22 protein-coding genes and 1 pseudogene are annotated in these 26147 nt (G+C 70.0%); 10 read left to right on the forward strand and 13 right to left on the reverse strand.

Annotated features, from left to right (window positions below):
• Window positions 1-28 precede the first annotated feature (28 nt).
• From ACOYR3_RS21695 to speD, 4 genes and pseudogenes are all read right to left on the reverse strand, one after another.
• The gene (locus tag ACOYR3_RS21695) at window positions 29-805 is read right to left on the reverse strand and encodes a type II CAAX prenyl endopeptidase Rce1 family protein (RefSeq protein ID WP_422844371.1); all 777 of its coding nucleotides are present in this window, start codon (window positions 803-805) and stop codon (window positions 29-31) included.
• Between the two features lie 43 nt (window positions 806-848).
• Window positions 849-2246: an aminopeptidase P N-terminal domain-containing protein gene (locus ACOYR3_RS21700; protein WP_422844372.1), complete on the reverse strand. Its 1398-nt coding sequence runs from the start codon at window positions 2244-2246 to the stop codon at window positions 849-851.
• On the reverse strand, window positions 2243-2968 hold the full coding sequence (locus tag ACOYR3_RS21705) for a nucleotidyltransferase family protein (protein ID WP_422846636.1): 726 nt from the start codon (window positions 2966-2968) through the stop codon (window positions 2243-2245). The genes ACOYR3_RS21700 and ACOYR3_RS21705 overlap by 4 nt, the downstream gene beginning before the upstream one ends.
• A 66-nt stretch (window positions 2969-3034) precedes the next feature.
• Window positions 3035-3418, reverse strand: a pseudogene (gene speD, locus ACOYR3_RS21710) (adenosylmethionine decarboxylase); the annotation flags it as partial.
• A gap of 57 nt (window positions 3419-3475) precedes the next feature.
• Here speD and ACOYR3_RS21715 point away from each other — a divergent pair.
• The 6 genes from ACOYR3_RS21715 to gap all read left to right on the forward strand — a co-directional run bounded on the left by ACOYR3_RS21715 (window position 3476) and on the right by gap (window position 13836).
• The gene (locus ACOYR3_RS21715) at window positions 3476-4456 is read left to right on the forward strand and encodes a cupin domain-containing protein (RefSeq protein WP_422844373.1); all 981 of its coding nucleotides are present in this window, start codon (window positions 3476-3478) and stop codon (window positions 4454-4456) included.
• Window positions 4457-4545: 89 nt separating this feature from the next.
• Window positions 4546-7386: an IPTL-CTERM sorting domain-containing protein gene (locus ACOYR3_RS21720; RefSeq protein ID WP_422844374.1), complete on the forward strand. Its 2841-nt coding sequence runs from the start codon at window positions 4546-4548 to the stop codon at window positions 7384-7386.
• A 59-nt stretch (window positions 7387-7445) separates the two neighbouring features.
• Window positions 7446-8144 carry a hypothetical protein gene (locus ACOYR3_RS21725; RefSeq protein WP_422844375.1) on the forward strand — a complete coding sequence of 233 codons (699 nt, stop codon included), beginning with the start codon at window positions 7446-7448 and terminating at the stop codon, window positions 8142-8144.
• 12 nt (window positions 8145-8156) lie between these two features.
• Entirely contained in the window at window positions 8157-10310 is a 2154-nt protein-coding gene (locus ACOYR3_RS21730) for a glycosyl hydrolase family 18 protein (protein ID WP_422844376.1), read from the forward strand.
• Between the two features lie 407 nt (window positions 10311-10717).
• Entirely contained in the window at window positions 10718-12760 is a 2043-nt protein-coding gene (tkt, locus tag ACOYR3_RS21735; RefSeq protein ID WP_422844377.1) for a transketolase, read from the forward strand.
• Between the two features lie 77 nt (window positions 12761-12837).
• Entirely contained in the window at window positions 12838-13836 is a 999-nt protein-coding gene (gene gap / locus ACOYR3_RS21740) for a type I glyceraldehyde-3-phosphate dehydrogenase (protein ID WP_422844378.1), read from the forward strand.
• Between the two features lie 171 nt (window positions 13837-14007).
• On the opposite strand, the gene ACOYR3_RS21745 is transcribed toward gap, so the two are convergent.
• On the reverse strand, window positions 14008-15186 hold the full coding sequence (locus tag ACOYR3_RS21745) for a mechanosensitive ion channel family protein (protein WP_422844379.1): 1179 nt from the start codon (window positions 15184-15186) through the stop codon (window positions 14008-14010).
• 327 nt (window positions 15187-15513) lie between these two features.
• Here ACOYR3_RS21745 and ACOYR3_RS21750 point away from each other — a divergent pair, with 327 nt between their 5' ends.
• Together ACOYR3_RS21750 and ACOYR3_RS21755 are read left to right on the forward strand one after the other, a co-directional pair.
• The gene (locus ACOYR3_RS21750; RefSeq protein WP_422844380.1) at window positions 15514-15891 is read left to right on the forward strand and encodes a DUF4398 domain-containing protein; all 378 of its coding nucleotides are present in this window, start codon (window positions 15514-15516) and stop codon (window positions 15889-15891) included.
• A gap of 83 nt (window positions 15892-15974) precedes the next feature.
• Window positions 15975-16895: an OmpA family protein gene (locus ACOYR3_RS21755; protein ID WP_422844381.1), complete on the forward strand. Its 921-nt coding sequence runs from the start codon at window positions 15975-15977 to the stop codon at window positions 16893-16895.
• 18 nt (window positions 16896-16913) lie between these two features.
• Here the strand turns inward: ACOYR3_RS21755 and ACOYR3_RS21760 are convergent, their stop codons facing one another.
• The 8 genes from ACOYR3_RS21760 to ACOYR3_RS21795 all read right to left on the reverse strand — a co-directional run bounded on the left by ACOYR3_RS21760 (window position 16914) and on the right by ACOYR3_RS21795 (window position 24366).
• On the reverse strand, window positions 16914-17939 hold the full coding sequence (locus ACOYR3_RS21760; RefSeq protein ID WP_422844382.1) for an aldo/keto reductase: 1026 nt from the start codon (window positions 17937-17939) through the stop codon (window positions 16914-16916).
• Window positions 17936-18871 (reverse strand): sugar phosphate isomerase/epimerase family protein, encoded by a 936-nt coding sequence (locus ACOYR3_RS21765; RefSeq protein ID WP_422846637.1) that lies wholly within the window; start codon window positions 18869-18871, stop codon window positions 17936-17938. The genes ACOYR3_RS21760 and ACOYR3_RS21765 overlap by 4 nt, the downstream gene beginning before the upstream one ends.
• Before the next feature lie 13 nt (window positions 18872-18884).
• Window positions 18885-19766 (reverse strand): VOC family protein, encoded by an 882-nt coding sequence (locus tag ACOYR3_RS21770; RefSeq protein ID WP_422844383.1) that lies wholly within the window; start codon window positions 19764-19766, stop codon window positions 18885-18887.
• Between the two features lie 26 nt (window positions 19767-19792).
• Complete coding sequence (locus tag ACOYR3_RS21775) at window positions 19793-20626, reverse strand: shikimate dehydrogenase family protein (RefSeq protein WP_422844384.1); 834 nt, start codon at window positions 20624-20626, stop codon at window positions 19793-19795.
• Window positions 20627-20687: 61 nt separating this feature from the next.
• Window positions 20688-21692, reverse strand: coding sequence for a TRAP transporter substrate-binding protein (locus ACOYR3_RS21780; RefSeq protein ID WP_422844385.1), 1005 nt, complete (start codon window positions 21690-21692; stop codon window positions 20688-20690).
• Window positions 21693-21741: 49 nt separating this feature from the next.
• Entirely contained in the window at window positions 21742-23019 is a 1278-nt protein-coding gene (locus tag ACOYR3_RS21785) for a TRAP transporter large permease subunit (RefSeq protein ID WP_422844386.1), read from the reverse strand.
• Window positions 23020-23040: 21 nt separating this feature from the next.
• A complete protein-coding gene (locus ACOYR3_RS21790; protein WP_422844387.1) occupies window positions 23041-23577 on the reverse strand; it encodes a TRAP transporter small permease in 537 nt (178 codons plus the stop codon).
• A gap of 90 nt (window positions 23578-23667) precedes the next feature.
• Window positions 23668-24366 (reverse strand): TetR/AcrR family transcriptional regulator, encoded by a 699-nt coding sequence (locus ACOYR3_RS21795; protein WP_422844388.1) that lies wholly within the window; start codon window positions 24364-24366, stop codon window positions 23668-23670.
• Window positions 24367-24469: 103 nt separating this feature from the next.
• Here ACOYR3_RS21795 and ACOYR3_RS21800 point away from each other — a divergent pair, with 103 nt between their 5' ends.
• A complete protein-coding gene (locus ACOYR3_RS21800) occupies window positions 24470-25108 on the forward strand; it encodes a TetR/AcrR family transcriptional regulator (protein ID WP_422844389.1) in 639 nt (212 codons plus the stop codon).
• Window positions 25109-25160: 52 nt separating this feature from the next.
• Window positions 25161-26144: an MDR family oxidoreductase gene (locus ACOYR3_RS21805; protein ID WP_422844390.1), complete on the forward strand. Its 984-nt coding sequence runs from the start codon at window positions 25161-25163 to the stop codon at window positions 26142-26144.
• The last annotated feature ends 3 nt before the right edge of the window (window positions 26145-26147 follow it).

Raw genomic sequence — 26147 nt, forward strand, 5'->3', positions numbered from 1 at the left:
TGCCGGTTACCCGGCGCGCCGCAGGGCATCACAGCAAGGCATGGGACAGCAGGTGGGCGAGCAGGTGCGCCAGGATCGCGGCCTCCAGCCCGTGGCGGGCGTAGAGCGCGCCGGCAACCAGGCCGAACGCCGTGTTGCCCACCAGCACGAAGGCAACGACCGGCGCCGTGAGCACGCCCGCGATTGCCTGGGCCGCCGGCAGGTGGCCCAGCGCAAACAGCAGGGCGCTGAGCACCACGGCCACGGCCACCAGCCCCGTGCCCGGGCGCCCGCGGCCGCGCTGCGCCACACGCCAGCCCAGCCACAGCAGCAGGCTCATCACGCCCCAGCGCATCAGCAGCTCCTCGGTAATGCCGCCGTACAGCAGCTTGACAGCCAGGGGCATGGCGGCGGCGGGATCGGTCGGGCGCAGGGCGGCCGGCGCCACCCAGGACAGCGCCCAGAGCCAGGCAGCCCCCGCGATGCCGCCCGCAACGCCCGGCCCCCAAAGGCGCCGCACGGCGGGCCCCACGGGCGCCCCGCAGAGCCAGGCCGACACCGCCGGAGCCCCCAGCCCCACGCGCGGCGCGAGCACCGTGCCCACGGCCACGCACAGGGCCAGCAACACGGCCGTCTGCGCACCGCTGAGCAGCGCCAGCGCCCACCATGGCAGGGGCAGCAGCTCCGCATGGGCGCGCAGGGGCGGCAGCAGCGCCCACACCACGGCCACCCCCCCCGGCATGCCCAGCAGCCACAGCACGGCCCCCAGGCGCCACCCGGAGGGCACTGGAGCCGGGCCAGCGGGACCGGGAGCGTTCCACACCATGAAAGAGGGACCGGGCGCTGCGTTCAGGCGCTTCGCAACCGCTTCAGGCGCGCATGAGCGCTTCGATCTCGTCCGCCTTCACCGGCACGCCGCGCGTGATCAGCTCGCAACCGGTTTCGGTCACGATGGCATCGTCCTCGATGCGGATGCCGATGTGGTGGAACGGCTCGGGCACGCCGTCGGCCGGGCGCACGTACAGGCCGGGTTCGATGGTGAGCACCATGCCGGGGCGCAGCACGCGGCTGGGGCGGTTGGTGATGGTCTCGCCGGACAGCGGGTCCTTGCGCTCGCTCACCTGCCCCACCTCGCCCGGCTCCACATAGCTGCCGCAGTCGTGCACGTCCATGCCCAGCCAGTGGCTGGTGCGGTGCATGTAGAACTGGAAGTAGGCGCGCTGCTCGATCACGTCCTGCGCGGTGCCCACCTTGTTGCGGTCCAGCAGGCCCAGGTCCAGCATGCCTTGCGCCAGCACGGCCACGGTGGCGTCGTGCGGGTCGTTGAAGCGCGCCCCCGCCCGGGTGGCCGCCACGGCGGCGTCCTGGCTGGCCAGCACCAGGTCGTACAGCGCCCGCTGCGGTCCGGTGAAGGTGCCGTTGGCGGGGAAGGTGCGGGTGATGTCGCTGGCATAGCCGTCCAGCTCGCAGCCCGCATCAATCAGCACCAGGTCGCCACGGCGCACCGGGGCCGCATCGGCGCGGTAGTGCAGCACGCAGGCATTGGCGCCCGCGGCAACGATGGAGCTGTAGGCCGGGTACTGCGCCCCTGCCTCACGGAAGGCGTGCAGCAGCTCCGCGTCCAGGTGGTATTCCCGCACGTCCTCGCCACGGCGCAGCATGCGGGCGCAGCGCTGCATGGCGCGGATATGGGCCTCGGCGCTGATGGCGGCGGCACGGCGCATGACGTCCTGCTCGTGCGCGTCCTTGAACAGCCGCATTTCATCCAGCAGCGTGCACAGGTCGTTCTGCTCGGCCGGGCACATGGCGCCAAAGCGCACGCGCGCCCGCACGGCGTTCAGCCAGCCTTCCACCCGCGCCGCCAGGCCGGGGTGGGTGGCAAACGGGTACCACACGCAGCGGGTGTTCTCCAGCAGGCGGGGCAGCCGGGCGTCCAGGTCGGCGATGGAGTGCGCCGCATCCACGCCCAGCGCGCCCGGGGCCGCGGCGGGGCCCAGCCGGTAGCCGTCCCAGATCTCGCGCTCGAGGTCCTTGGGCTGGCAAAACAGCGTGCTGCGGCCGTCATGCGCCAGCACCAGGCAGGCGCCGGGCTCCGTGAACCCGGTGAGGTAGTAGAAGTAGCTGTCGTGGCGGAACAGGAAGTCGGTGTCCCGGTTGCGCGGCTGCTCCGCGGCGGTGGGAACGACGGCGATGCCCCCCGGGCCCAGTTGGGCGGCAAGCCGGGCACGGCGCTGGGCGTAGAGGGAGGCGGGCACTGGGGTGTTCATGAAGAGGTACCGCAAGACGGGGTGGGGGTATTGAGCTCGGCCAGCCGCTCGGGCGTGCCGACGTCGGTCCATCGGCCGGTGTAGAGCTGCGCGCTGACACGGCCATTGTCCATCGCGCGCCGAAGCAGCGGGGCGAGCGGGGCTTTCACGCCGCCCGGGTTGCCGGGCGGAATGTCGCACCAGGGGGCGGAGAACAGCTCCGCGCGCAGCAGCGCGATGGTGCTGTAGGTAAAGCGTGGCAGCGGGCTGCCGGCGGGCAGGTTCAGCGCCAGCCCGTCGGCCGACAGGCCAAAGTTGCCGCGCGGATTGTGGGCAGGGTTGGGCACCAGCCACAGGTGGGCTAAGTGGCCGCTGGCGGCAAAGGCCTGCGCCGCGGCATGGTCGAACACGAAATCCGGGGCGAACACGTCGCCCGCCGCCAGCCAGAACACCGGCCCCAGCTGCGGAAGCGCCCGTGCAATCCCCCCGGCAGTCTCCAGCGCGCCGCCAAAGTCCCGGCCTTCGTGGGAGTATGAAATTGATAGCTTCTTGTGCTTGTCCATCAAGGGCTGGAGGCCAAAAACACCTGAAAAATAGTCGCTGATCTGCTCACCCAGCCAGGCGGTGTTGATCACCACCCGCTCCACCCCCGCCGCCTGCAAGGCCTGCAGATGCCACTGCAGCAGCGGCTGGCCCTGCACGGGCAGCAGGGGCTTGGGCGTGGTGTCGGTGAGCGGGCGCATGCGCTCGCCCCGGCCGGCGGCCAGCAGCAGCGCGGGGATCGGGCCCGGGGCTGCGGCGGGGTTTCCGGCCTGCGCCGGCAGCGCGCCCCGCTGCAGGCTGTGGCGGTGCACGGAGGTGGGCTCAAACAGCGCCAGCAGGGCGCCCAGCAGCGCCTGGGCCTTGCTGGAGTGGTCCGCGCTGAAGTTGCACACGTACACATCGAGCGTGACCGCGCGCTGCTCAGGCCAGGTGTGCACGCACAGGTGCGATTCCGCCAGCAGCACGGTGGCCGTGACGCCGCCCGGGCCGTGGGCCGATGCGGGGAACTGGTGGAACAGCTGGCCCACGGGCTGCAGGCCGGCGGCGCGCACGGCCTCCACGCAGGCCTGGCCCAGCACTGCGGCGTCCAGCAGCCACGGGGCCGCGCAGCGGCAGCCTTGAAGATCGGCGGTGAGGTGCAGTCCTTGCATGGGGAGGGACTGTATTACACGCGGCAGCCGCGCCGGGTGCGCTGCCACAATCGCGCCATGCCCGCCCTTGCCCCCCGCAACGACAAAGCCGCCGCCACCTACGAAAAAGTTGTCGAGGGACTGGTTTTCACGCCCTTCCTGCACCTGCAGTTCCACCTGCTGCCGCCGCTGCGCCTGGAGATTTCCAGCCGCAAGCGCGCGCCGCTGTACGTGGTGGGGACGGAGGGCTGGTGGATTCAGTGGGAAGACCAAGCACCGATAGCGCTGGAAGCCGGCGACGTGGTGTTCCTGCCGCATGCGGGGCGCCATCAGGTCTTCACCGACCCGCAAGCCCCCCTTCAACCGTGGGAAACCCTGCTGTCGCACAAGCCCGTGCGCCACGGCTCCACCTACAACCTGACGGTGGGCGGCGATGCGGCACCGCTGGCCTGGACGGGCAGCTTCTACTGGACCGCCGATCTGGCAAGCCACCCGCTCGTCGCCGGCCTGCCGCCCGTGATGCGCATGAACCGGTCGAGCAACCCGACCTGGCTGCCCCTGATGGCCCAGGTGGTGCAATGGATCAGCGACATCCGCGCCGGCGGAAAGGGCGTGGGCATGACCCAGGCCATGACGGCCCTCCTGCAGCACCTGGTGCTCGAATGGCTGCAGGCTCCGGAGCGCGCCACGCCCGCTGCGTCGCTGGCCCCGGCGGCGGTGCGGGACCCGCGGATCGCGCCGGCGCTGGAGGCGATCCACGCCCGCCCCGCCGAACCCTGGACGGCGACCCGCCTGGCCGCGCTGTGCCACCTCGGCCGCACCACGTTCACCCAGCGCTTCCAGGCCCAGATGCAGTGGCCGCCCATGCGGTATCTGGCGCGCTGGCGCGTGCACCTGGCCGAGCGCATGCTCAAGGAAAAGCGCCTGACGCTGCAGCAGGCGGCCGACGCCGTGGGCTATTCCACCGGCGCCATCCTCGCGCGGGCGTACAAGCGTGAACGGGGCGTTGCGCCCACACTGGAGGCCGGCGCCGAACAATCGGCTGCAAAAACGCGCTGAACAGCTGTCGCCACGGCGGCTGCCTTTCCGAAGAATCCACCACGGGCCCACAGCGGGCCCGTTTTGTTTTTCCTCGAAGGGGATTTCGCATGACAGATACCCGTTGGGCCGCCCGCAAACGGCGTGTGCTGGGCGCAGCCGCGCTGTGCCTGGGACTGGCCGCGGCCACAGCAGCCACCGCCGCCACCGATTGGCAGGCGGCCGGAACTTTCGCCGGCGCCCGCGCCCGCCACACCACCACGCAACTCAGTGACGGGCGCGTTCTCGTTGCCGGCGGGCAGGTTGGCTCCATGCCGCGCCCCACCACGCAGTTCTATGACCCCGCCACCGGCCGCTGGAGCAACGGCCCCGACATGCCCGGCCCGCGCGCCGACCACACGGCCACACCGCTGCGCGACGGCACCGTGCTGTTCGCGGGCGGCATCAACGGCAGCGCATCGGTCACGGCCACCGCCACGTTCGACCCGCAAACCAACGCCTTCACCGATGCGGGCACCATGGCCGTGCGCCGCCGTCAGCACACCGCCACACTGCTGGCGGACGGGCGCGTTCTGATCGCTGGCGGGCGCGGCACGAGCGGCCAGGAGGGCCTGAGATCGGCCGAGCTGTACGACCCCGCCGCACGCACCTGGAGTGTTACAGGCCAGATGGGCGGCGCGGGCAAGCGCCAGCACACGGCCACGCTGCTGCGGGACGGGCGCGTGCTGGCCGTGGGCGGCATCGACAACGGCGAATCCACGGCCACCGCCGCTCTGCTGTACAGCCCCACAGACGGTACCTGGGCGGGCGCCGCGCCCCTGCCCACGCCGCGCCGGGACCACACCGCCACACTGCTGCCGGACGGCCGCGTGTTCGTCGCGGGCGGCTCGGACGGCACCGGCGCGCTGACCTCCACGCTGCTCTACGACCCTGCCGCCGACACCTGGACCCCCGGTCCCGCGCTCCACGCCGCACGCGAGCGCCATGCCGCCATCCTGTTGCCCGATGGCCGCGTGCTGCTGGCGGGCGGCGAGGCGGCGGGCACGCCCACCGCCGTGGTCGAGATCTACAACCCGGTCGCAGGCCTGTCGTCCGTCTTCGCGCCCCTGGCCGAGGCGCGCAGCGCGCTGGGCGCGCTGCTGCTGCATACCGGCGAGGTGCTGGTGACAGGCGGCGTGGGCGCGGTGGCGTCGCTGCAAAGCGCCGAGCGCCTGCGCTGGGACGTCTCCGCCAGCTTCAACGGCGCGCTGCCCGACACGCGCGTGCGGCCCGCCGCGACGCTGCTGCCCGGCGGCGACGTGCTGGTAACCGGCGGCAGCGCGGACAATAGCCAGGGCGGCGCGCGCGACAGCGCCTTTCGCTACCACCCGGCCACGGGCCAGTGGACAACCGCGGCTGCCATGCAGCAGCGCCGTTTCAAGCACACGGCCACGCTGCTGGGTGACGGGCGCGTGTTGGCCGTGGGCGGCCAGAACCCGACGGCGCCCGGCATCGCCAACGTCGAGATTTACGACAGCACCGCCAACACCTGGACGGCCGTGGCCTCGCTGCAATATCCCCGCCACGGGCACACCGCCACGCTGCTGGCCAACGGCAACGTGCTGATCGCGGGCGGCAGCGACGGCACCGTCGGCTCGGCCGGGGTGGCCGAGGTTTTCAGCCCCGCCACCAGCACCTGGCAGCCGGTGGGTGCGCTGCAAAGCCCGCGCACCGGCCACACCGCCACGCTGCTGCCCGACGGGCGCGTACTGGTGGCGGGAGGGCAAGTGAGCAACCAGCCCACCGGCAGCGTGGAGATTTACCACCCCGCCACCGGCCAGTGGAGCGCCGGCCCGAGCCTGGCCGCCGCGCGCATCCAGCATACGGCCACGCTGCTGCCCGACGGCCGCGTGCTGGTAGCGGGCGGCGGCAACCACGTCGGTGCGCTCGCCAGCACTGAAATCTACGACCCCGCCACCAACACCTGGCAGGCCACCGGCGACCTGCAGGAAGGCCGCGCCTTCCATTCCGCCACGCTGCTGCCCGACGGGCGCGTGCTGGTCACGGGCGGCTACCTCAACGCGGTGATGCTGGCCTCCGCCGAAACCTATGATCCTGCGCGCGGCGTGTGGGAGCCCGCCGGTGCCATGCCCATGGCCCGCTGGGCGCACACCGCCACCGTGCTGGCGAGCGGCCAGGTGCTCATCGCTGGCGGCGGCACCAGCAACGGCTCCGCCGCCACGGTGCTCTATGGCCGCAGCAACGACGTGCCGGGCGGCCGCCGCCCCGACGCCACCAGCGCCAGCCCCGTCCTGCTTGCCTCGGGCGGAACGCTGCAACTGGACGGCCAGCGGTTCCTGAGCGACGGCGAAGGCAGCGGCGGCGCCACCAGCCAGTCGGCCACGCACGCGCCCCTGGTGCGGCTGCGCCGCGTGGACGACGGCGCAGAGTTCTGGCTGCCAGCGCAGCAGTCCAGCGCCACACAGTTCATGGCACGCCCGCGCGCCCCAGGCCTGCCCGCCGGCCCCTACCTGGCCACGCTGTTCACCGGCGGCATGGCATCGGCGGGCCTGCCAGTCACCCTGCTGGCGGGCGGCGCCCCCGGCGCACCCACCAACGTTACGGCCACGCCGGGCAATGCCCAAGTCACCGTATCGTGGCAGGCGCCCACCACCGGCACCCCGCCCGTGAGCTACACCGTGACGGCCCAACCCGGCGGCGCCACGTGCACCGTGCTGGCGCCCGCAACGAGTTGCACCGTGACAGGCCTGACCAACGGCACGGTCTATACCTTCATCGTGACAGCCACCAACGCAGGGGGAAGCTCATCGGCCCCGCCCACGGGCGGCGTGGCGCCCGTGGGCGGCTCCGGCGGTGGCGTTCAAAGCGTGCCCACGCTTTCCGAATGGGGCGTGCTGCTGCTGGCTGCGCTGATGCTCCTGGCGGGCCTGCGCACGCGCCGCCTTGTTTGAATCACCAAAAAAATGAGCACCCAGCGCTTTATGGGAAAGCACTGGGGCTCCAAATCATCATGAAAAATCCACCGACATCCTCTGTCCCGCGCCTGGACATCTACGCCGGCATCCACAAGGGCCTGCGCGCCATGATGATGGACACCCTGTCCGCTGTCGGCCGCTGCGACGCCCGCGACAGCGCCGAAATGCAGGACGTATGCGAACGGGTCTTGGTGCTGTGCGACACCTGCGCCAGCCACCTGGAGCATGAAAACGAATTCATCCACCCCGCGATGGAGGCGTACCGGCCCGGTTCCACCGCACCGATCGCCGCCGACCACAAACACCACCTGCACGCCATCGCAGAGCTGTGCGCCATGGCCCGCGCGCTGCCCACGGGTATCGGGCCGGATCGGCAACAGGCCGTGACGGCGCTGTACCGCAAGCTGGCGCTGTTCGTGGCCGAGAACTTCATCCACATGCACGCCGAGGAGGCCGAGCACAACCCGGTGCTGTGGGCCCGCCACAGCGACGCCGAACTGCGCGCGCTGGAAGAGCGCATCGCCGCATCCCTCCCCCCGGCGCAGCACCTGCTGTTCATGCGCTGGATGATTCCGGCACTGCCCACCCCCGAGCGCGCAGCACTACTGGCCGGCCTGCGCGACGCCGCACCGCCCCCTGCCTTCGACGCCGTGCTCGACACGGTACGGCCGCACCTGAGCGCTGGTGACTGGGCTGCATTGAACACCGCACTGACCCAGGCTTCCTCTTCCTGATCCGTACAACCCATGAAAAGTCGATACCGCACCACCCCCCTTCGCCTCGCATCATTTGTGCTGGCTGCGCCCCTCTTGCTGGCGGGCACGCAGGCGCTCGCGCTCACCTGCCCTCCGGGCCAATGGCTGGCTGAGTACTTTCCCAACACCAAACTATCGGGCACAGCGGTGCTCACGCGCTGCGAAGCCGGCCCCATCGATTACTACTGGATGACCGACAGCCCCGACCCACGCCTGCCCGTGGACGCGTTTTCCACGCGCTGGACGGCAAGCCTGCCGTTCCAAGCCGGCACCGCCCGGTTCACGACCTACACCGATGACGGCGTGCGCCTGTTCGTGGACGGCAAGCGGGTCATCAACAACTGGGCGCGCCATGGCATCACCGAGGACACGGCACAACTCCCGCTGAGCGCTGGCACGCACACGGTGCGCATGGAGTACTACGAGGCCGGCGGCGAAGGCCTGGCGCAGCTGTTCATCCAGGGCGCCGCAGCCACCGAGCCGCCACCACCCCCGCCACCCCCCGCGCCGCCGCGCATTACCGGCTTCTCCGCGCAGCCGGCCACCATTGACGCGGGGGGCACCAGCATCCTCACCTGGAACACCGACAACGCGGTGGCCTGCACGGCCAGCAGCGCCCAGGACGCCGGCTGGAGCGGCGCCCGGTCGCCCAGCGGCAGCGCCAGCGTGAAGCCCGCAGCCACCGCCACCTACGGCCTGGCGTGCCGCAACGCGGCGGGCACCGCGGCCAGCGCTTCGGTATCGGTGACCGTTCGCGTCACACCGCCGCCGCCACCACCACCCCCTCCGCCCGAAAACACCGGGGGCCTCAGCGCCACCGTGACGGCGGCGGGCGTGCGCCTGGCCTGGCCCGCGTCACCCCAGGGCCGCAAGTGGGTGAATGGCTACTACGCCGGCTGGTTCTGGGAGACCTACCCGCCCGAGGCCGTGGACATGGGCACCATGACGCATTTCGTCTTTGGCCGTTATGCGCCCGCACTGGGCTCGCTGCCCGGCGGGCGCGCCGGCGACCTGCTGGAAGGCGCAGGCGGCGCGCACGCGCAGGTGGAGGGCACACTGATCGCCAAGGCCCATGCGGCCGGCGTGAAAGCCATCATGATGGTGGGCGGCGACAGCGACGGCCCGGGCTTCCTGGCCGCCACGGCCAACGCCACGGTGCGTGCGCGGTTCATCCAGAACATCCTGGACAAGGCCGTGCAGAAGAACTACGACGGCGTGGACATCGACTGGGAAGAAAACCTGGACACCCCCGCAGCCCGCGCCCAGGCCCTGGCCTTGCTGCGTGAGTTGCGGGCCGCCTCGGAGCAGCGGCCCCGCTACCAGGCCCAGCCGTTGGAACTCAGCTGGCCCGGCTTCTGGGTGAACAAGAACGAACCGGACGTCACGCCGTGGCACGCCGAGGTGGCCGGCGCGGTGGACCGCTTCAACCTCATGACCTACAGCATGGCCGGCGACTGGGGCTGGCTGTCGTGGCACCACTCGCCACTGTTCGGCGCGGACACGTACCACCCCACGTCCATCGAATCCACCGTGCAGGCGTACCTGAACGCCGGGGTGCCCCGCGCCAAGCTGGGCATCGGCATCGGGCTGTACGGGGCCTACTACAACAGCCCCGTGACCGGCCCGCGCCAGAGCCTGGACGGCATGCAAGGCTGGATGAACAACGGCGACTGGGAAAACAACTTCCAGCGGCTGGTGAACGACAACGCGTTCGGGCAACCCGGCGCCGTCTACCACTGGGACGACGTGGCCCAGCAGAGCTACATCACCTACACCCAGCCGTGGCAGCGGGGCCCGGGCACGCCGGTGACCTACCTCAGCTATGAGGACGAACGCTCCATTGCCGCCAAGGGCCAATGGGTGCGCGCCCAAGGCCTGGGCGGCACGCTGGTCTGGACGGTGAACTATGGCTACCTGCCGCTGCAAAACGCCAACCCGCAGATGCAGGCCGTCAAGCAGTCGTTCCTGGACGGATCGGCGCGCTACCGCATCTACCGCGACGGCGCCCCCATCGCCACCACCAGCGACCCACGCTACCTCGACCCCGCTGCGCCCAGCGGCAGCCACGGCTACCAGGTGAGCGAGGTGGATCCGCAGGGGCAGGAGGGCCCGCCCTCCGCCGCAGTGGTCGTTCAGGTCCCGTAAGGCGAAATAGCTATTAAAACAGTAGCTTCCAGCGCTTTATGGACAAGCGCTGGCGGCCAAAATCATTACAAATCGCATCGAACATTCCCCTCTGCCGGCCGCGCGGTGCCGGTGGCGCGCCGTGTCCACAGGGGGCGCCGGCGCGGGTGCAGGCCGAGGCCCCGCACGCCGGCCCGGCTCCTGATTCGATAGCTGCCGGCCCCGGCGGCGCAAGCGCTGCCACCGTTTTGAACCGCAGCCCACCGCTGGTGCCCACCGGCCGACCCGGCCCAAAGGGGGAGAAAAATCCGAAGCGCGGTGCCCTGCGGACGGGAGAGCCGGCGCCGCAACATGCCGGCCCGGGGCCGGGGCCGCCCCGGTAAAATGCCGGGTTTCCCCCGTACCACCACCCTGACCCCACCTCCCCCATGGCCGACACCCAGCAATCCCAACAGATGGCCAATGCAATCCGCGCATTGGCCATGGACGCCGTTCAACAAGCCAATTCTGGCCACCCCGGTGCCCCCATGGGCATGGCCGACATGGCGGTGGGCCTGTGGGCGCGCCACCTCAAGCACAACCCCGCCAACCCCGGCTGGTTCGACCGCGACCGCTTCGTGCTGTCCAACGGCCACAGCTCGATGCTGATCTACTCGCTGCTGCACCTCACGGGCTACGACCTGCCCATCGGCGAGCTGAAGAACTTCCGCCAGCTGCACAGCAAGACCGCCGGCCACCCCGAAGTGGGCGTGACCCCCGGCGTGGAAACCACCACCGGCCCGCTGGGCCAGGGCATCACCAACGCCGTGGGCTTTGCGCTGGCCGAGAAGCTGCTGGCCGCCGAGTTCAACCGCGAAGGCCATGCGGTGGTGGACCACCACACCTACGCCTTCCTGGGCGATGGCTGCCTGATGGAAGGCATCAGCCAGGAAGCCATCTCGCTGGCCGGCGCCTGGAAGCTGAACAAGCTGATCGCCCTGTACGACGACAACGGCATCTCCATCGACGGCCAGGTGGCCCCCTGGTTTGCCGACAACACGCCCCTGCGCTTCGTGGCCAGCGGCTGGAACGTGATCGGCCCCATCGACGGCCACGACGCCGACAAGGTGGCCGAGGCGGTTGCCGAGGCCAAGAAGCAGACCGAGCGCCCCACCCTCATCGTGTGCAAGACGCACATCGGCAAGGGCAGCCCCAACCGCGCCAACACCTCCAAGGCCCACGGGGAGCCCCTGGGCGCCGAGGAAATCAAGCTCACCCGCGAAGCCCTGGGCTGGACGAGCGAGCCGTTCGTCATCCCGCAGGAGGTGTACGCCGCCTGGGACGCCAAGGCCAGCGGCCAGCAGGCCGAAGCGGCCTGGAACGAACGCTTTGCCGCCTACCAGGCCGCCTTCCCCGAGCTGGCCGCCGAGTTCACGCGCCGCATGCGGGGCCAGCTGCCCGCCAACTTCGCGCAGGTGGCGGTGGACACCGTGGTGGCCGCCCACACCAAGGCCGAGACCGTGGCCAGCCGCAAGGCCAGCCAGCTGGCGCTGGAAGCCTTCACCGCCGCGCTGCCCGAGCTGCTGGGGGGCTCTGCCGACCTGACGGGCTCCAACCTCACCAACACCAAGAGCACGCCCAACCTGCGCTTTGACCTGCAAGGCGCCGTCGTCAAGAACGAAGCCGGCGTGGGCGGCCGCCACATCAACTACGGCGTGCGCGAATTCGGCATGGCCGCCGTCATGAACGGCGTGGCGCTGCACGGCGGCTTCATCCCCTACGGCGGCACGTTCCTCACCTTCAGCGACTACAGCCGCAACGCCATCCGTATGGCGGCGCTGATGAAGCAGCGCGTGATCCACGTGTTCACGCACGACTCCATCGGCCTGGGCGAAGACGGCCCCACGCACCAGTCCATCGAGCACGCGGCCAGCCTGCGCCTGATTCCCAACCTGGACGTCTGGCGCCCCGCCGACACGGCCGAGACCGCCGTGGCCTGGAGCGTGGCCCTGTCCAACAAGGACAAGCCCACCGCCCTGCTGCTGAGCCGCCAGAACCTGCCCTACGCGCCCAAGCGCGACCTGGGCGACATCTCCCGCGGCGCCTACGTGCTGAGCGAGCCGGCCGACGTGGGCCTCAAGAAGAAGGCCGTGGCCGTGATCATCGCCACCGGCTCGGAAGTGCAGCTGGCCCTCAAGGCCCAGCGCCTGCTGGCCGACCGCAAGGTGCCGGTGCGCGTGGTCTCCATGCCCAGCACCACCACGTTTGATCGCGAGGACGTGAAGTACAAGAAGGCCGTGCTGCCCGCAGGCCTGCCCCGCGTGGCCGTGGAAATGGGTGCCACGGACGGCTGGTGGAAGTACGGCTGCGCCGCCGTGGTCGGCATCGACACCTACGGTGAATCCGCACCCGCGCCGGTGCTGTTCAAGCACTTCGGCTTCACCGAAGAGAACGTCGCCGCCACGGTGCTCGCCGCCCTCAAGCGCAAGTGATCTGCCAGGGGTCCCGCAGCGATGCGGGGCCCCTTTGAGTTTTGGGACTTTTGGAAATCAACTTTGTTGGAGTGACTATGACGATCAAGATTGGTATCAACGGCTTCGGCCGCATCGGCCGCAACGTGCTGCGCTCGGCCCTGCAGAACTTCAGCGACATCGAGGTCGTGGGCATCAACGACCTGCTGGAGCCTGACTACCTGGCGTACATGCTGCAGTACGACTCGGTGCACGGCCGCTTCAAGGGCACCGTGGCGGTGGAAGGCAACACGCTGATCGTCAACGGCAAGAAGATCCGCCTGACGCAAGAGCGCGACCCCGCCAACCTGAAGTGGAACGAAGTGGGCGCCGACGTGGTGATCGAGTCCACCGGCCTGTTCCTGGACAAGGTCTCGGCGCAGAAGCACATCGACGCCGGCGCCAAGAAGGTCATCCTGTCGGCACCCTCCAAGGACGACACGCCCATGTTCGTGTTCGGCGTGAACCACAGCACCTACGCCGGCCAGGCCATCATCTCCAACGCGTCGTGCACCACCAACTGCCTGGCCCCCGTGGCCAAGGTGCTCAACGACAAGTGGGGCATCAAGCGCGGCTTGATGACCACCGTGCACGCAGCCACCGCCACGCAGAAGACCGTGGACGGCCCGTCCAACAAGGACTGGCGCGGCGGCCGCGGCATCCTGGAAAACATCATCCCCAGCAGCACCGGCGCAGCCAAGGCCGTGGGCGTGGTGATTCCGGCCCTGAACAAGAAGCTGACCGGCATGTCCTTCCGCGTGCCCACCTCCGACGTGTCGGTGGTGGACCTGACGGTGGAACTGGACAAGGCCGCCACGTACGACGAGATCAAGGCCGAGATGAAGGCCCAGTCCGAAGGCGCCCTGAAGGGCGTGCTGGGCTACACCGAGGACAAGGTCGTGGCCACCGACTTCCGTGGCGACACCCGCACCTCGATTTTCGACGCCGACGCCGGCATCGCGCTGGACGGCACGTTCGTCAAGGTCGTGAGCTGGTACGACAACGAGTGGGGCTACTCCAACAAGTGCCTGGAAATGGTGCGCGTGGTTTCCAAGTGATCCCGGGGCCGGCCCGCGCCGGCTCCCTTGCATGAAGATAAAGAAAGAAGCGCTCGGGCCGCACTGAACCAGCCCGCCAGGGCCTGCCAGCACGGCCCCGAGCAATTACCCTGTTCAAGCCGGTCGCCTGTCCCCAGGCACCGGCTTCTTTTTTGGCGGGCGGTACGCCCTTTACACGGGCGCCGCAGGAGGCGCCGCGCTGCCTGGGGCCGCGGCGAATCCACCGGCCCCTCCGGTTCCACCGGCCGCAGCATCTGGGGCAGCCGTGCGCAGCTCGGGCACGCTCGCCACATGCACGGTCTGGGTCGGGAAGGCAAACTGCACGCCCCGGTCCCGGAACTCGCGCAGCAAGGCCAGGTTGATGGCCTGCTGGCGGTCCATGTAGACGTTGAAGCTCGCGTCCTCCACGATGTACACCACCTCGTAGTCCAGCGAACTGGCGCCAAAAGCCTTGAAGTGGGCGCGGTCAAAACGCAGCTGCGGCAGGCCTTCCACCACGCGCTGCACCACGCCTGGAATGGCCGCGACCTGCTCCGCAGGGGTGTCGAAGGCCACGCCAAAGGTAAAGACGATGCGCCGCTCGCGCATGGGCCGGTAGTTGCTGATGGTCTGCTTGAGCAGGTCGGTGTTGGACATCACCACCTCTTCGCCCTGCAGGCTGCGGATGCGCGTGGTCTTGAGCCCGATCATCTGCACCGTGCCCGCCACGTTGCCCACCACGACGAAATCCCCCACCTGGAACGGCTTGTCCACCGCAATGGCCAGCGAGGCAAACAGGTCCCCCAGGATGTTCTGCACGGCCAGGGCGACGGCAATGCCGCCCACCCCCAGGCTGGCGATGAAGGCCGTGATGTTGACCCCCAGGTTGGACAGGATGGCCAGGAGGATCACGCTCCACAGCAGGGTGCGCAAGCCCCAGGACATCAGCGTGGCCGAGGCGCCCACCTGCGTCATGCCGCTGGAGCCGTGGCGCGCAAGATAGTGGCGCACGCCAATGCCGATGGCCCGCATGCCCCACAGGCCCATCTGCAGCGCCACCGCCACGAACCACAGCTGGCTCAGCCGGCTCTCCCACCGGCCCGGCAGGTCCAGAAAACTGGCCCCCACCAGCAGCGCCACCACCAGCATCAGCAAGCGGCTGGTGCCCTCCAGCACATCCACGACCGTGGCCGCCACGCCGCTGTGCGACTGCCCGGCCCAGTGCCGGGCGCGGTGGGTCAGCACGCCCAGCACCAGCAGGATGGCGGCATACGTCGCCACCGTGGCCACCAGGGCCACCAGCAGGCTCCACAAGGGAATCCCGAGAACAAACGTCGAACGAATCCAGTCCAGGAAAGCGGAATCCTGCATGCGGGCCAATGCTCCTTCGGTCCGTAGTGATAGGGATGGGGTCAAGGTGGGGTCAACCCGGCCGAACGACCGGGCTTTGCAAGCGTGCCACGGCCGCGCGGCGCCGGCCGTAGGACACCGCCGCGCACGGCCGGGCGCGGCACCCGGGCAGGCTTTCGTAAGAAGCCGCCCACCTCCAAAGCCGGGCCGGGCCTACGCGCGCCGCGGCGCCAGCGTTCCCACAATCCAGGCACCGCTGGAAAGCCCGCACCGGGCTTGCCCCATCGGGGCCGCGCCGCTTTCGACGGATCACGCCCCGCCGATCCATTGCCAAGGAGTGTTACCACCATGCAACCGTCCGCCCTCTTCCGCCCCGCGGCCGCAGCCCTGGCGCTGGGCCTGCTGGCCGCCTGCGCGTCCGCGCCAGCCCCCACCGAGCAGATGGCGCTCGCCCGCACCACCGTGACGCGCGTGGCTGCCGCGCCGGCCACCGCCGCCACGGCCCCGGCCGATCTGCAACGTGCCCAGGAAAAGCTCATCCAGGCCGAGAAGGCCATGGCCCAGCAGGACTACCGCATGGCGCGGCGGCTGGCGGCCGAGGCCGAAGTGGATGCCCGCGTCGCGGAAACCCGCACCGACGCCGCCCGCAACGCCACCAACCTCGCCCAGGTGCAGGACAGCATCCGCGCCCTGCAGGACGAGATCCAGCGCCGCTCACCGCGCTGAACGCGCTGATCGAGCCACCCGCCGCCGCCTTGCCCCTGCACGTCCCCGCCGCCCGCCGGCGGGCTTTCCGAAGGAACACCGCCATGCATTCTCTGATCCACCGAACCACCACCCTGTGCACCAGCCTGATCGCCGTGGGCCTGCTGGCCGCCTGCGCCAGCACGCCGCCGTCCGCCGCACTGGAACAGGCCCGTGCGGCCGTGAGCGCCACCGCGGGAGATCCCGTAGTGAACCAGTACGCTCCCGTAGAACTCAAGGACGCCACGGACGCGCTGGCCCGCGCCGAACGCCAGTGGGCCGATGACCGCGACGTGGCCGAGACCGACCACCTGTCCTACCTGGCCCGCCAGCGCGCCGAGATTGCGGCCAATGCCGCCCGGGCGCGGCAGCTGGACGCCAGCATCCAGCAGGCCGGCAGCGAGGCCGACCGCATCCGCCTGCAGGCCCGCGCGCTGGAGGCCGACCAGGCCCGCCTGCGCGCCCAGCAGGCGCAGGCGCAGGCCCTGAGCGCCGAACAGCGCGCGGCCCAACAGCAGGCCGCAGCCCAGGCCGCCCAGGCCCAGGCCGCCGCGGCACAGGACCGGGTGCGGGCGCTGGAAGCGCAGCTGCGCGACATGGAGGCCCGGCAGACCGAACGCGGGCTGCTGGTGACGTTGGGCGATGTGCTGTTTGCCTTCAACAAGGCCGAACTCACGGCCCAGGCCGCGCCCCGGCTGGACAAGCTGGCCAGCTTCCTGCAGCAGTTCCCCGACCGCCGACTCCTCATCGAGGGGTACACCGACAGCGTGGGCTCGGACAGCTACAACCAGGACCTGTCGGACCGGCGCGCCCAGTCGGTGCGCGACGCGCTGGTCCAGCGCGGCGTGAACAGCAACCGCATCACGGTGCGCGGCTACGGCAAGGCCTACCCGGTGGCGGACAACGCCTCGCCCGAAGGCCGCGCGATGAACCGCCGCGTGGAAATCGTGATTGCCGACGAGCAGGGCACGCTGCGGGGGCGGTAGCCGCCCTCCGCGGGCCGCTCAGCCCTGCGGCGCGCGGTCTTCGAAGTTCTCGGTGTCCACTTCGCTCGCGTTCTGCGCGTTGTAGCGGGGGCCCACCACCGTGCGTTCGTTGATCAGCGCGTCCAGCCGCGCCAGGGTGGCGGCGTCCAGCCGCACGTTCACCGCGCCCAGGTCGTCGTGCAGGTGCTCCACGCGCGTGGTGCCCGGGATGGGAATGATGTGCTCGCCCCGGTGCAGCAGCCACGCCAGCGCCAGCTGCGCGGGCGTGCAGCCTACGTCGCGCGCCACCTGCAGGTACCCGTCCAGCAACTGCAGGTTGGCGGCATAGGCCTGCGGAGCGAAACGCGGCATAGCGCGGCGAATGTCCTTCGCATCCAGCGCGGCCACGTCGCGCAGCTCGCCGCACAGGAACCCCCGCGCCACGGGGCTGAAGGCCACGAAGGCCACACCCAGCGCGCGGCAGGCGTCCAGCACCGCGATCTCGGGGTTGCGCGTCCACAGCGAATATTCGGTCTGCACCGCGGCAATCGGATGCACCGCATGCGCACGCCGCAGCGTGGCGGCAGACACTTCCGACAGGCCGATGCTGCGGATCTTGCCCGCGCGCACCAGGTCGGCCAGCGCGCCCACGCTGTCCTCGATGGGCACCTGCCGGTCCCAGCGGTGCAGGTAATACAGGTCGATGACCTCCGTCTGCAGGCGGCGCAGGCTGTCCTCGCAGCTCTGGCGCAGCGTGGCGGGCCGCCCGTCGATCACGCGCACCAGCTTGCCGTCGCCGGCCACGTCCACGCCCTGCATGCCGCACTTGCTGGCCAGCGTGAAGCGGTGGCGGTGCGGCTTCATCACACGGCCCACCAGGGTTTCGTTGGCGCCAAAACCGTACAGCGCCGCGGTGTCGAAGAGGGTCACGCCAGCGTCCAGCGCGGCCAGCAGCACGCGCTCGCCCTGTTCGGGGGTGACGGGGGCGCCGTAGGCGTGGCTGAGGTTCATGCAGCCCAGGCCGATGGCGCTGACGGAAAAGGGGCCTAAGGTTCGGGTGTTCATGGCAAGGATTGTGCCGCGATGGCGCGGCCAGCGTGGCCCTGCGGTCGCCCGGGCGCCGCCGTCCACTCCGGCAGGGGCGCGGCGCGGTGCAGCACGTCGTTGTGCAGCCACAGCGCACTGCGGCGCGCGCGCGCGGCCACCATGTCCAGCGGCAGCTGCTGGTAGTCGTCGTTGAAGACCTCGAAGCTGTAGTCGCCCCGGTAGCCGATGCGGTCCAGCCGCAGCACCAGGTCGGCCAGCTGCTCGCTGTGCACCCCCTCGCCGGGAAACACGCGGAAGGTGCGGGCCGTGGTTATGCGTTCTTCGAACGTCGGGGTTTCGTTCCACATGAAGTCCGACAGCTGCACCAGGAAGATGCGCGCGGGGTCGATCTCGGCCAGGGCCTCCAGGGACGTCTGGGCGGCAAAGATGTGGAACGAGTCCAGCCCCACGCCCAGGTTGGGGCAGTCCGCGCGGCACACCACATCCCAGCCGCTGGTGAATTCGTTGATCGTGCGGCCCCAGGACAATCCCTCGTAGGCCACGCGGATGCCGAGCGGAATGGCCAGCATCGCCAGTTTGCGCAAATCCCGCGCAATCGCGTCCCGGTCTTCCGTGGCATGGCGCGAGGTGGACGAGCAGGCCAGCAGCACCCGGCTGCCGGTGGCCGCACACATCTCCAGCATGGCCTTGGCGATGTCCACCTTGTAGTGGTGCAGGTGGCCGGACAGGCCCTCAAAGTCGCGCAACACCTGGAACCCGGTGGGGCGCATGCCGCTGGCGCGCACGGCCTCGGTCGCGGCCTGCACGCCGCCGGGGTGGCCCACTAGGTCGCGCGCGCTCAGCATCACCTGGCTGAAGCCCGCGCGCCGCATGGCGTCCAGCTTCGCCTCCAGCGGGCCGGCCAGGGTGATGGTGTCCATGCCGTACCCGGCCAGGGCGCCTGCGCTCATCATCACGGCCTCCTCACGCATCCTGGTGCACCAGCTCGAAGGCCACCGACTCCAGCGCCGTGCGCGTGAGCGCGCCGCGGTCCTCGGGGTGCAAGCGGCTGGACTCCACGAATTCCACCCCGCGGGCCTTGAGCGCCGCCACGGCGGCGCCCACGTCGGGGGTGCCGAAGCCGATGCGCTGCAGGCACTCCGGCGTGGCGTCGTGCTCCAGCCCCGCGTCGGGCTCGATCAGCTGCCACAGGAAGCGCCCGCAGGGGCTGCGCATGAGCTTGCCCTTGGGCAGGATGCCAAAGCGCTCCTCGTCCGGCAGCAGCCGGAAGTCGAACATGTGCTCGTAGTAAGCGATCCAGTCCGCAGCCCGGTCGCAGCCGATGTACTGGACGACCCCGAAGTACCCCAGGCCCGCCAGCGCCGGCGGGTGCGGGTCCACCGTGGGGATGGGCGTGAAGTCGATGTCGTAGATGGAAAACTCCTGCCACCGGTCCACGAAGTAGAAGCGGCTGGCACCCGGCCCGTGGATGGCCGGGATGTGCAGCTCCATGGCCTGCGCATGGCTGGCCACGGCCCAGGCGCCCAGCTCCAGGCAGCGCCGGTGGGCCTGCAGCGCGTCCCGCACGCGCAGCGCCACTGCGGACAGCACGGGGTGGCCGTCCACCGTCGCGCTGACGCGGGCATCGTCGGGGTTGGCGTTCACCACCAGGTTCATGCCGCCCTGGCGGTACAGCGTGACTTCGCGCGAGCGGTGGCGCGCCACGGGGCGAAACCCCATGCGCTCCAGCACCTGGCCTAGCGCCTGCGGGCGGCTGGTGGCGTATTCGATGAACTCGATGCCCTCGATGCCCAGGCGGTTGGGCAGGTCGGGGACTTCTTCGCGGTGCGATGAATTCACGGGCATTCCTTCCAAGGGGGCTTTGCTTTGCGTCAGGCGTCCAGGCGGGCTAGTGCCCGCAGCTGCTCGGGGGTGGCCACGGGCAGGCCGAAGTACTCCAGGTAGGCGGGGATCTGCTCGAACAGCATGTCCGAGCCCACCTGCACGCGGCAGCCCCGCGCCTGCGCGGCCTGCAAAAAGGCGGTCATCTCGGCGCGCATCACCACCTCGCCGACGAAAGTGCCCGGCTCCAGGCGCTCCACATCCAGCGGCAGGGGGTCGCCTTCGTGCATGCCCAGCGGCGTGGCGTTCACCACCAGCGCCATGCCGGCCGGGTCCCGCGTGCCGGTGCCGACGGCCAGCCCGGGGTAGCAGGCTGTCAGCCGCTGCGCCAGGCCGTCGGCCGAGGCGCTGTTCACGTCGAACAACTGCAGCCGCGCCACGCCCGCCGCCGCCAGGGAGGCGGCGATGGCCGACCCCACGCCCCCGGTGCCCACGACCAGCGCGCTCGCGCCCTGCAGCGGCAGACCCTTGCGGCGCACGCCGCGCACGAAGCCCTCGCCATCGAACAGGTCGCCCTGCAGGCGGCCCTGCGCATCGCGCCGCACGGCGTTGCACGCACCCGCAATGCGCACCGCCGGGCTCGCCTCGTCCAGCAGCGCGACGGTGCTGACCTTGTGGGGCATGGTGATGAGCGCCCCCTGGATGTTGGTGAGGCGGAACACCGAGCGCAGCAGCTCTGGGTAGTCCTGCGCCTGGCACCCCATCGGAACCACCACCGAATCAATGCCGGCGTGCTCGAAATAGGGGTTGTAGATCATCGGCGACTTGAACGTGAACGTGGGGTAGCCGATGTGGGCGATGAGGGAGGTCGTGCCGCGGATCATGGAAAAGCCAGAGGGGATCGGTGAAAGGGCGGCGCGGGCCCGTGCCCGCGCCGCAGCGGTGTCATTTGCGCAGCTTGTCCAGCGCGGCCTGCAGCTCCTTGACGGTGTCCGCGATGGGTGCGCCGTGCTTTTCGATCACCGGCTTCATGCGGTCGCGCAGCTTGGCGGTTTCCGCGGGCGAGAACTCGGTGATCTGCATGCCGGCCTTGCGCAGCTCTTCCACGCTGCCGCTGGCCTGCTCGCGGGTCAGCTGGCGCTGGAACGTGCCGGCCTCCACGGCGGCGTCCTGCAGCACCTTGCGCTCGGCGGCGTTCAGCCCGTCCCACACCTTCTTGCTGAAGATGACGGACTGCGGGTTGTACTGGTGGTTGGTCAGCGTGAGGTACTTCTGCACCTCGGCGAACTTGTTGGCCTGGATGACGCTGATGGGGTTTTCCTGGCCGTCCACGGCCTTCTGCTCCAGCGCCGCATAGAGCTCGGGGAACGCCAGGGGCGTCGGGTTGGCGTCCAGCGCCTTCACCCAGTCGATGTTGATCGGGTTGGGGATCACGCGCAGCTTCAGCCCCGCGATGTCCTCCACCTTGGTGACGGGACGGCGGCCATTGGTCAGCTGGCGAAAGCCCAGCTCCCAGTAGGCCAGGCCCACGATGCCCTTGTCCTGCAGCTTCGCGTGCAGCTTCTGGCCGAAGGGGCCATCCACCACGGCGTCGGCCTCCTTCGCGTTGGCGAACATGAAGGGGAAGTCGTACACCACGAATTCCTTCACCTGCGCCGCCAGGATGCCCGAGTTCAGCACCACCATCTCGATGGTGCCGCCTTGCAGGGCGCTCACGTTGGCGGCGTCGCCGCCCAGCGTGCCGCCCGGGAACACATTCACCTTCAGCTTGCCACCGGAGCGTGCCGCCACGATCTCGGCAAACTTTTCCGCGCCGCTGGCCAGGGGATGGCCCTTGGGGTTCTGCAGGGCGAGCTTGAACGACCGCTCGCGGATGTCCTGCGCCGCGGCGAGGCCAACGGCGCCCACGGCCAGGGCCGCCACCAGGGTCTTGAGAAGAAGGCGTTTCATGGGTTGTCTCCAGGGGTTGCAAGTCGAGGAAAAAAAGGGGGGCGCAGCGTCAATAGAACCAGCGCGCGGGCACCATCACCAGCTGCGGGAAGGCGACCATCAGGAACATCACCACGAACTGCGCCAGCATGAAGGGCATCACGCCGCGGGTGACTTCGTCCATGCCGACCTTGCCCACCCCGGCCACGGTATTGAGCACCGTGCCCACCGGCGGCGTGATCAGCCCGATCGCGTTGTTGATGATGAACAGCACGCCGAAGTACACCGGATCGATGCCGGCGGCCTTGACCACCGGCATCAGCACCGGCGTGAGCAGCAGGATGGTGGGCGTCATGTCCAGGGCCGTGCCCACGACCATCACCAGCACCATGATCGCCAGCATCAGCACGCGGGGGTTGTCCAGCAGGGGCTGCAGCAGCACGACCACCTGCGCGGGCAGCTGGGCCACCGTGATGAGCCACGCCGACACCATGGCCGCAGCCACCAGAAACATCACCACCGCGCTGGTCTTGCCCGCGCTGATGAACAGGCCCCGCAGGTCGCGCAGGCCGATCTCGCGGTACACCAGGGTGGACACGAGCAGCGCGTACACCGCTGCCACCACGGCCGCCTCGGTGGGCGTGAAGATGCCGAACTTCAGCCCGAACACCACGATCACCGGCAGCACCAGGGCCCACGTCGCCTGCCGCAGGGCCTGCAGCACCTCGGCGCGGGTCTTCCGGGGGGCGGGCACCACCTGCTCGCGCCGCGCGATCCACCACCAGGTGCCCCACAGGGACACGGCCAGCAGCACGCCGGGGAAGATGCCCGCCAGGAACAGCTTGGAGATGGAGACGTTGGCGGCCACGCCAAAGATCACGAAGCCGATGCTGGGAGGGATCACCGGCGCGATGATGCTGGCCGAGGCGATCAGCCCCGCGGAGCGGGCCCGGTCGTGCCCCGCGGCCACCATCATCGGCAGCAGCAGGGCGCCCAGGGCGGCCGCATCTGCCACCGCCGAGCCGGAGAGCGCCGCCATGATGACGGCCGCGACGATGGCGACATAGCCCAGCCCGCCCGGGATGTGCCCGACCAGAGCCATGGCGAACTGCACGATGCGGCGCGACAGGCCGCCGGCATTCATCAGCTCGCCGGCGAGCATGAAGAACGGCACCGCCAGCAGCGGAAAGCTGTCCGCCCCGTTGATGAGGTTCTGCGCCAGGATCTGCGCGTCGAACAGATCCAGGTGCCACATCAGCGCGGCGCCGCAGATCAGCAGCGAAAAGGCGATGGGGATGCCCAGCGCCATGGCGCCCAGCAGCGATCCAAGAAAAATGGCCAGTGTCATGGGGGAATCTCCGGTCCGGGCTCAGCGCGGGTCCGCGCCGTCGGCATGGGGGCGCTCTTCGCTTTCCTGGAACATCTGCAGCTCGTCCGCCGACAGTTCGCCGCGCAGCAGGCGCACCAGGTCGCGCAGCAGGATCAGGGCGGCCAGCACGGCAAACACCACGCCGCAGCCATAGAACAGCGCCACCGGCACCTCCATGACCGCACTGGCCGTCTCCCGGTTGATCTGCGTCTGCTCCAGCGCGCCGCGGAACACGAGCCAGCAGACCCCCAGCATGGCGACATAGGACAGCCCCAGGCACACCTTGCGGCCCAGCGGGCCCAGGCGCCCCACCAGCATGTCGGTGCCCAGGTGCGCGCGCTCATGCAGCGCCACGACGGCCCCCAGGAAAGTCAGCCACACGAACAGCCAGCGCGAAAGCTCTTCCGACACGCTGATGCCGGAATTGAATGCATAGCGCAGCACCACGTTGCCGAACACCAGAACGACCATCACGGCCAGCATGGCCGCGATCAGCTGGTCGATCAGCCAGCACATGCGCGCAATCATTTGGGTCATGTTTTTGCCTCCGGCCCGTAATGTACGAACTGGTTAGTTTCTACGCATTCGCGTTTTTCCCTATCTGCCGGGCAGCCCAGGTTCTAGCAGCTATGCCGGGTTGGAATGGCGCACGAAGCGCAGCACCATGTCGATCACACTCTGGCGGCGCAAGGCCCGCTGGGCGGGCGTGAGGGTCTTGCGCTTGAAGATCAGGTCGAACGTGTACTGGTTGGACACGTTGAAGAAGCTCAGGGCCGAGATGGAGGCATGGATATCGATGGCGTCCAGGCCGGCGCGGAACACGCCCTGCGCCACGCCCCGGTCGTAGAGGTCCTGGATGGCCTGGATGGCCGGAACGTTCAGTTCCTGGATCATCTTGCTGCGCGCCAGGTACTGGCCGCGCTGCATGTTCTCCGTCATCACCAGGCGGATGAAGTCCTGGTGGTCGAGGTGGTGGTCGAAGGTGAACCCCACGAGCGCGGCCATGGCCGCCTCGGGCGCCAGGTCTTCCAGGTGGAGCTGCGACTCGATGGCGCGCATGCGGCGGTAGGCCTCCTCCAGCACGGCAAGGTACAGACCCTCCTTGCTACCGAAGTAGTAGTAGATCATCCGCTTGCTGGTGTGGGTGGCGTCCGCGATCGCGTCAATGCGCGCTCCATCGAGCCCCTTGGCCGCGAACTCGGCCGTGGCCACCTCCAGGATGCCGGCCATCGTGCGTTCGGGGTCATTGGTGCGGGTGGCCGCACGCTTGGCGGTCGACTTCCGCGCGCTGGCGCGCGTTGCAGGCCCATGTACCGTCTGGTTCATTCTCGGAGTATAGGTGGCACCGGCACGCGCGCGGCCCGGGCGGCGCAGGGGTGCGCCCAGGGCAGGGCTGGAATTTTCAAGACGACCAGTCTAATATCGCGGCATGAAGACACCGTCGGCCCATGCCCCGCGCCGCGGCAGGCCACCCCGCCAACGCACCGACCTCGCGGACACGCGCGAGCTGCTCTTGCGCGCTGGGCTGGAGACCCTGACCGAGAAAGGCTTTGCCGCCGCCGGCCTGGATGCCATCCTGGGCCGTGCGGGCGTTCCCAAAGGGTCGTTCTACCATTACTTCGACAGCAAGGAAGCCTTCGGCCTGGCGCTCATCGCGCGCTACGGCGACTTCTTCGCCCGCAAGCTGGACCGGCACCTGGGCAACCCGGCGCTGACGCCGCTGGCGCGGCTGCATGCCTTTGTGGACGACGCCAAGGCGGGCATGGCGCGCTTTGGCTACCGGCGCGGCTGCCTGATCGGCAACCTGGGCCAGGAAATGGGCGCGCTGCCCGAGAGCTTCCGCGCGCAGCTGCAGGCCACGTTCGCCGACTGGCAGCGCCGCCTTGCCGCCTGCCTGGCCGAGGCGCAGCAGGCCGGCGAGCTGGCCCGGGGCGTGGACGTGCAGCAGGTCGCGGCATTTTTCTGGATCGGCTGGGAGGGCGCGGTGCTGCGCTCCAAGCTCGAACAGAGCCCGGACCCGCTGGACGTTTTTGCCCGCTTCTTCTTCGCCGGCTTCAACGCCCGGTAGCCGCCCCCGGCACATTTCCCGCCTTTTCCGCCCCCCCTGGAGAGACCCGCAGATGTTCCAAGCCCTTCTGATCGAAAAAGACGACGCCGGCTACCGCGCGGCCGTGCGCAGCCTCGACGATGCGCAGCTGCCCCCGGGCGACGTGACGGTGCGCGTCAGCCATTCCACGCTCAACTACAAGGACGCCCTGGCCCTCACCGGCAAAGCGCCGGTGGTGCGCAAATTTCCCATGGTGCCGGGCATCGACCTGGCCGGCGTGGTGGAGAGCAGCACGCACCCCGGCTACCAGCCCGGCGACGCGGTGCTGCTCAACGGCTGGGGCGTGGGTGAAGGCCACTGGGGCGGGCTGGCGCAGAAGGCGCGGCTCAACGGCGACTGGCTGATTCCCCTGCCCGCCGCGTTCACGCCGCAGCAGGCCATGGCCATCGGCACCGCCGGCTACACCGCCATGCTGTGCGTGATGGCGCTGGAGCGGCATGGCGTGCGGCCCGCCGACGGTGAAGTCCTGGTCACCGGTGCGGCGGGCGGCGTGGGCAGCGTGGCGGTCGCCCTGCTAGCCCGGCTGGGGTACACCGTGGTGGCCGCCACCGGACGGCCGCAGGACGCGGCCTATCTGCAGCGGCTGGGCGCCGCCGAGGTGCTGGACCGCGCCCAGTTCACCGCCCCCGGGAAGCCGCTGGGCAAGGAGCGCTGGGCCGGCGCGGTGGACGTGGTGGGCAGCCAGGTGCTCGCCAACGTGTGCGCCACGATGAAATACCGCGGCGTGGTGACGGCCTGCGGCCTGGCCGGCGGCATGGACCTGCCGGCCACGGTGGCGCCCTTCATCCTGCGCGGCGTGACGCTGGCCGGCATCGACAGCGTGATGTGCCCCCGCGCAGACCGGCTGCAGGCCTGGCAGCGGCTGGCCACCGATCTCGACCTCGACCGGCTGGGCGACATCAGCCGCACCGTCGGGCTGGCAGAAGCCCTGGCCCTGGCGCCGCAGCTGCTCGGCGGCAAGGTCCGCGGGCGCACCGTGGTGGACGTGCACCAATGACCT

Origin of the sequence: Acidovorax sp. M2(2025) (assembly GCF_049330835.1) — a bacterium.
GTDB lineage: Bacteria > Pseudomonadota > Gammaproteobacteria > Burkholderiales > Burkholderiaceae_C > Acidovorax.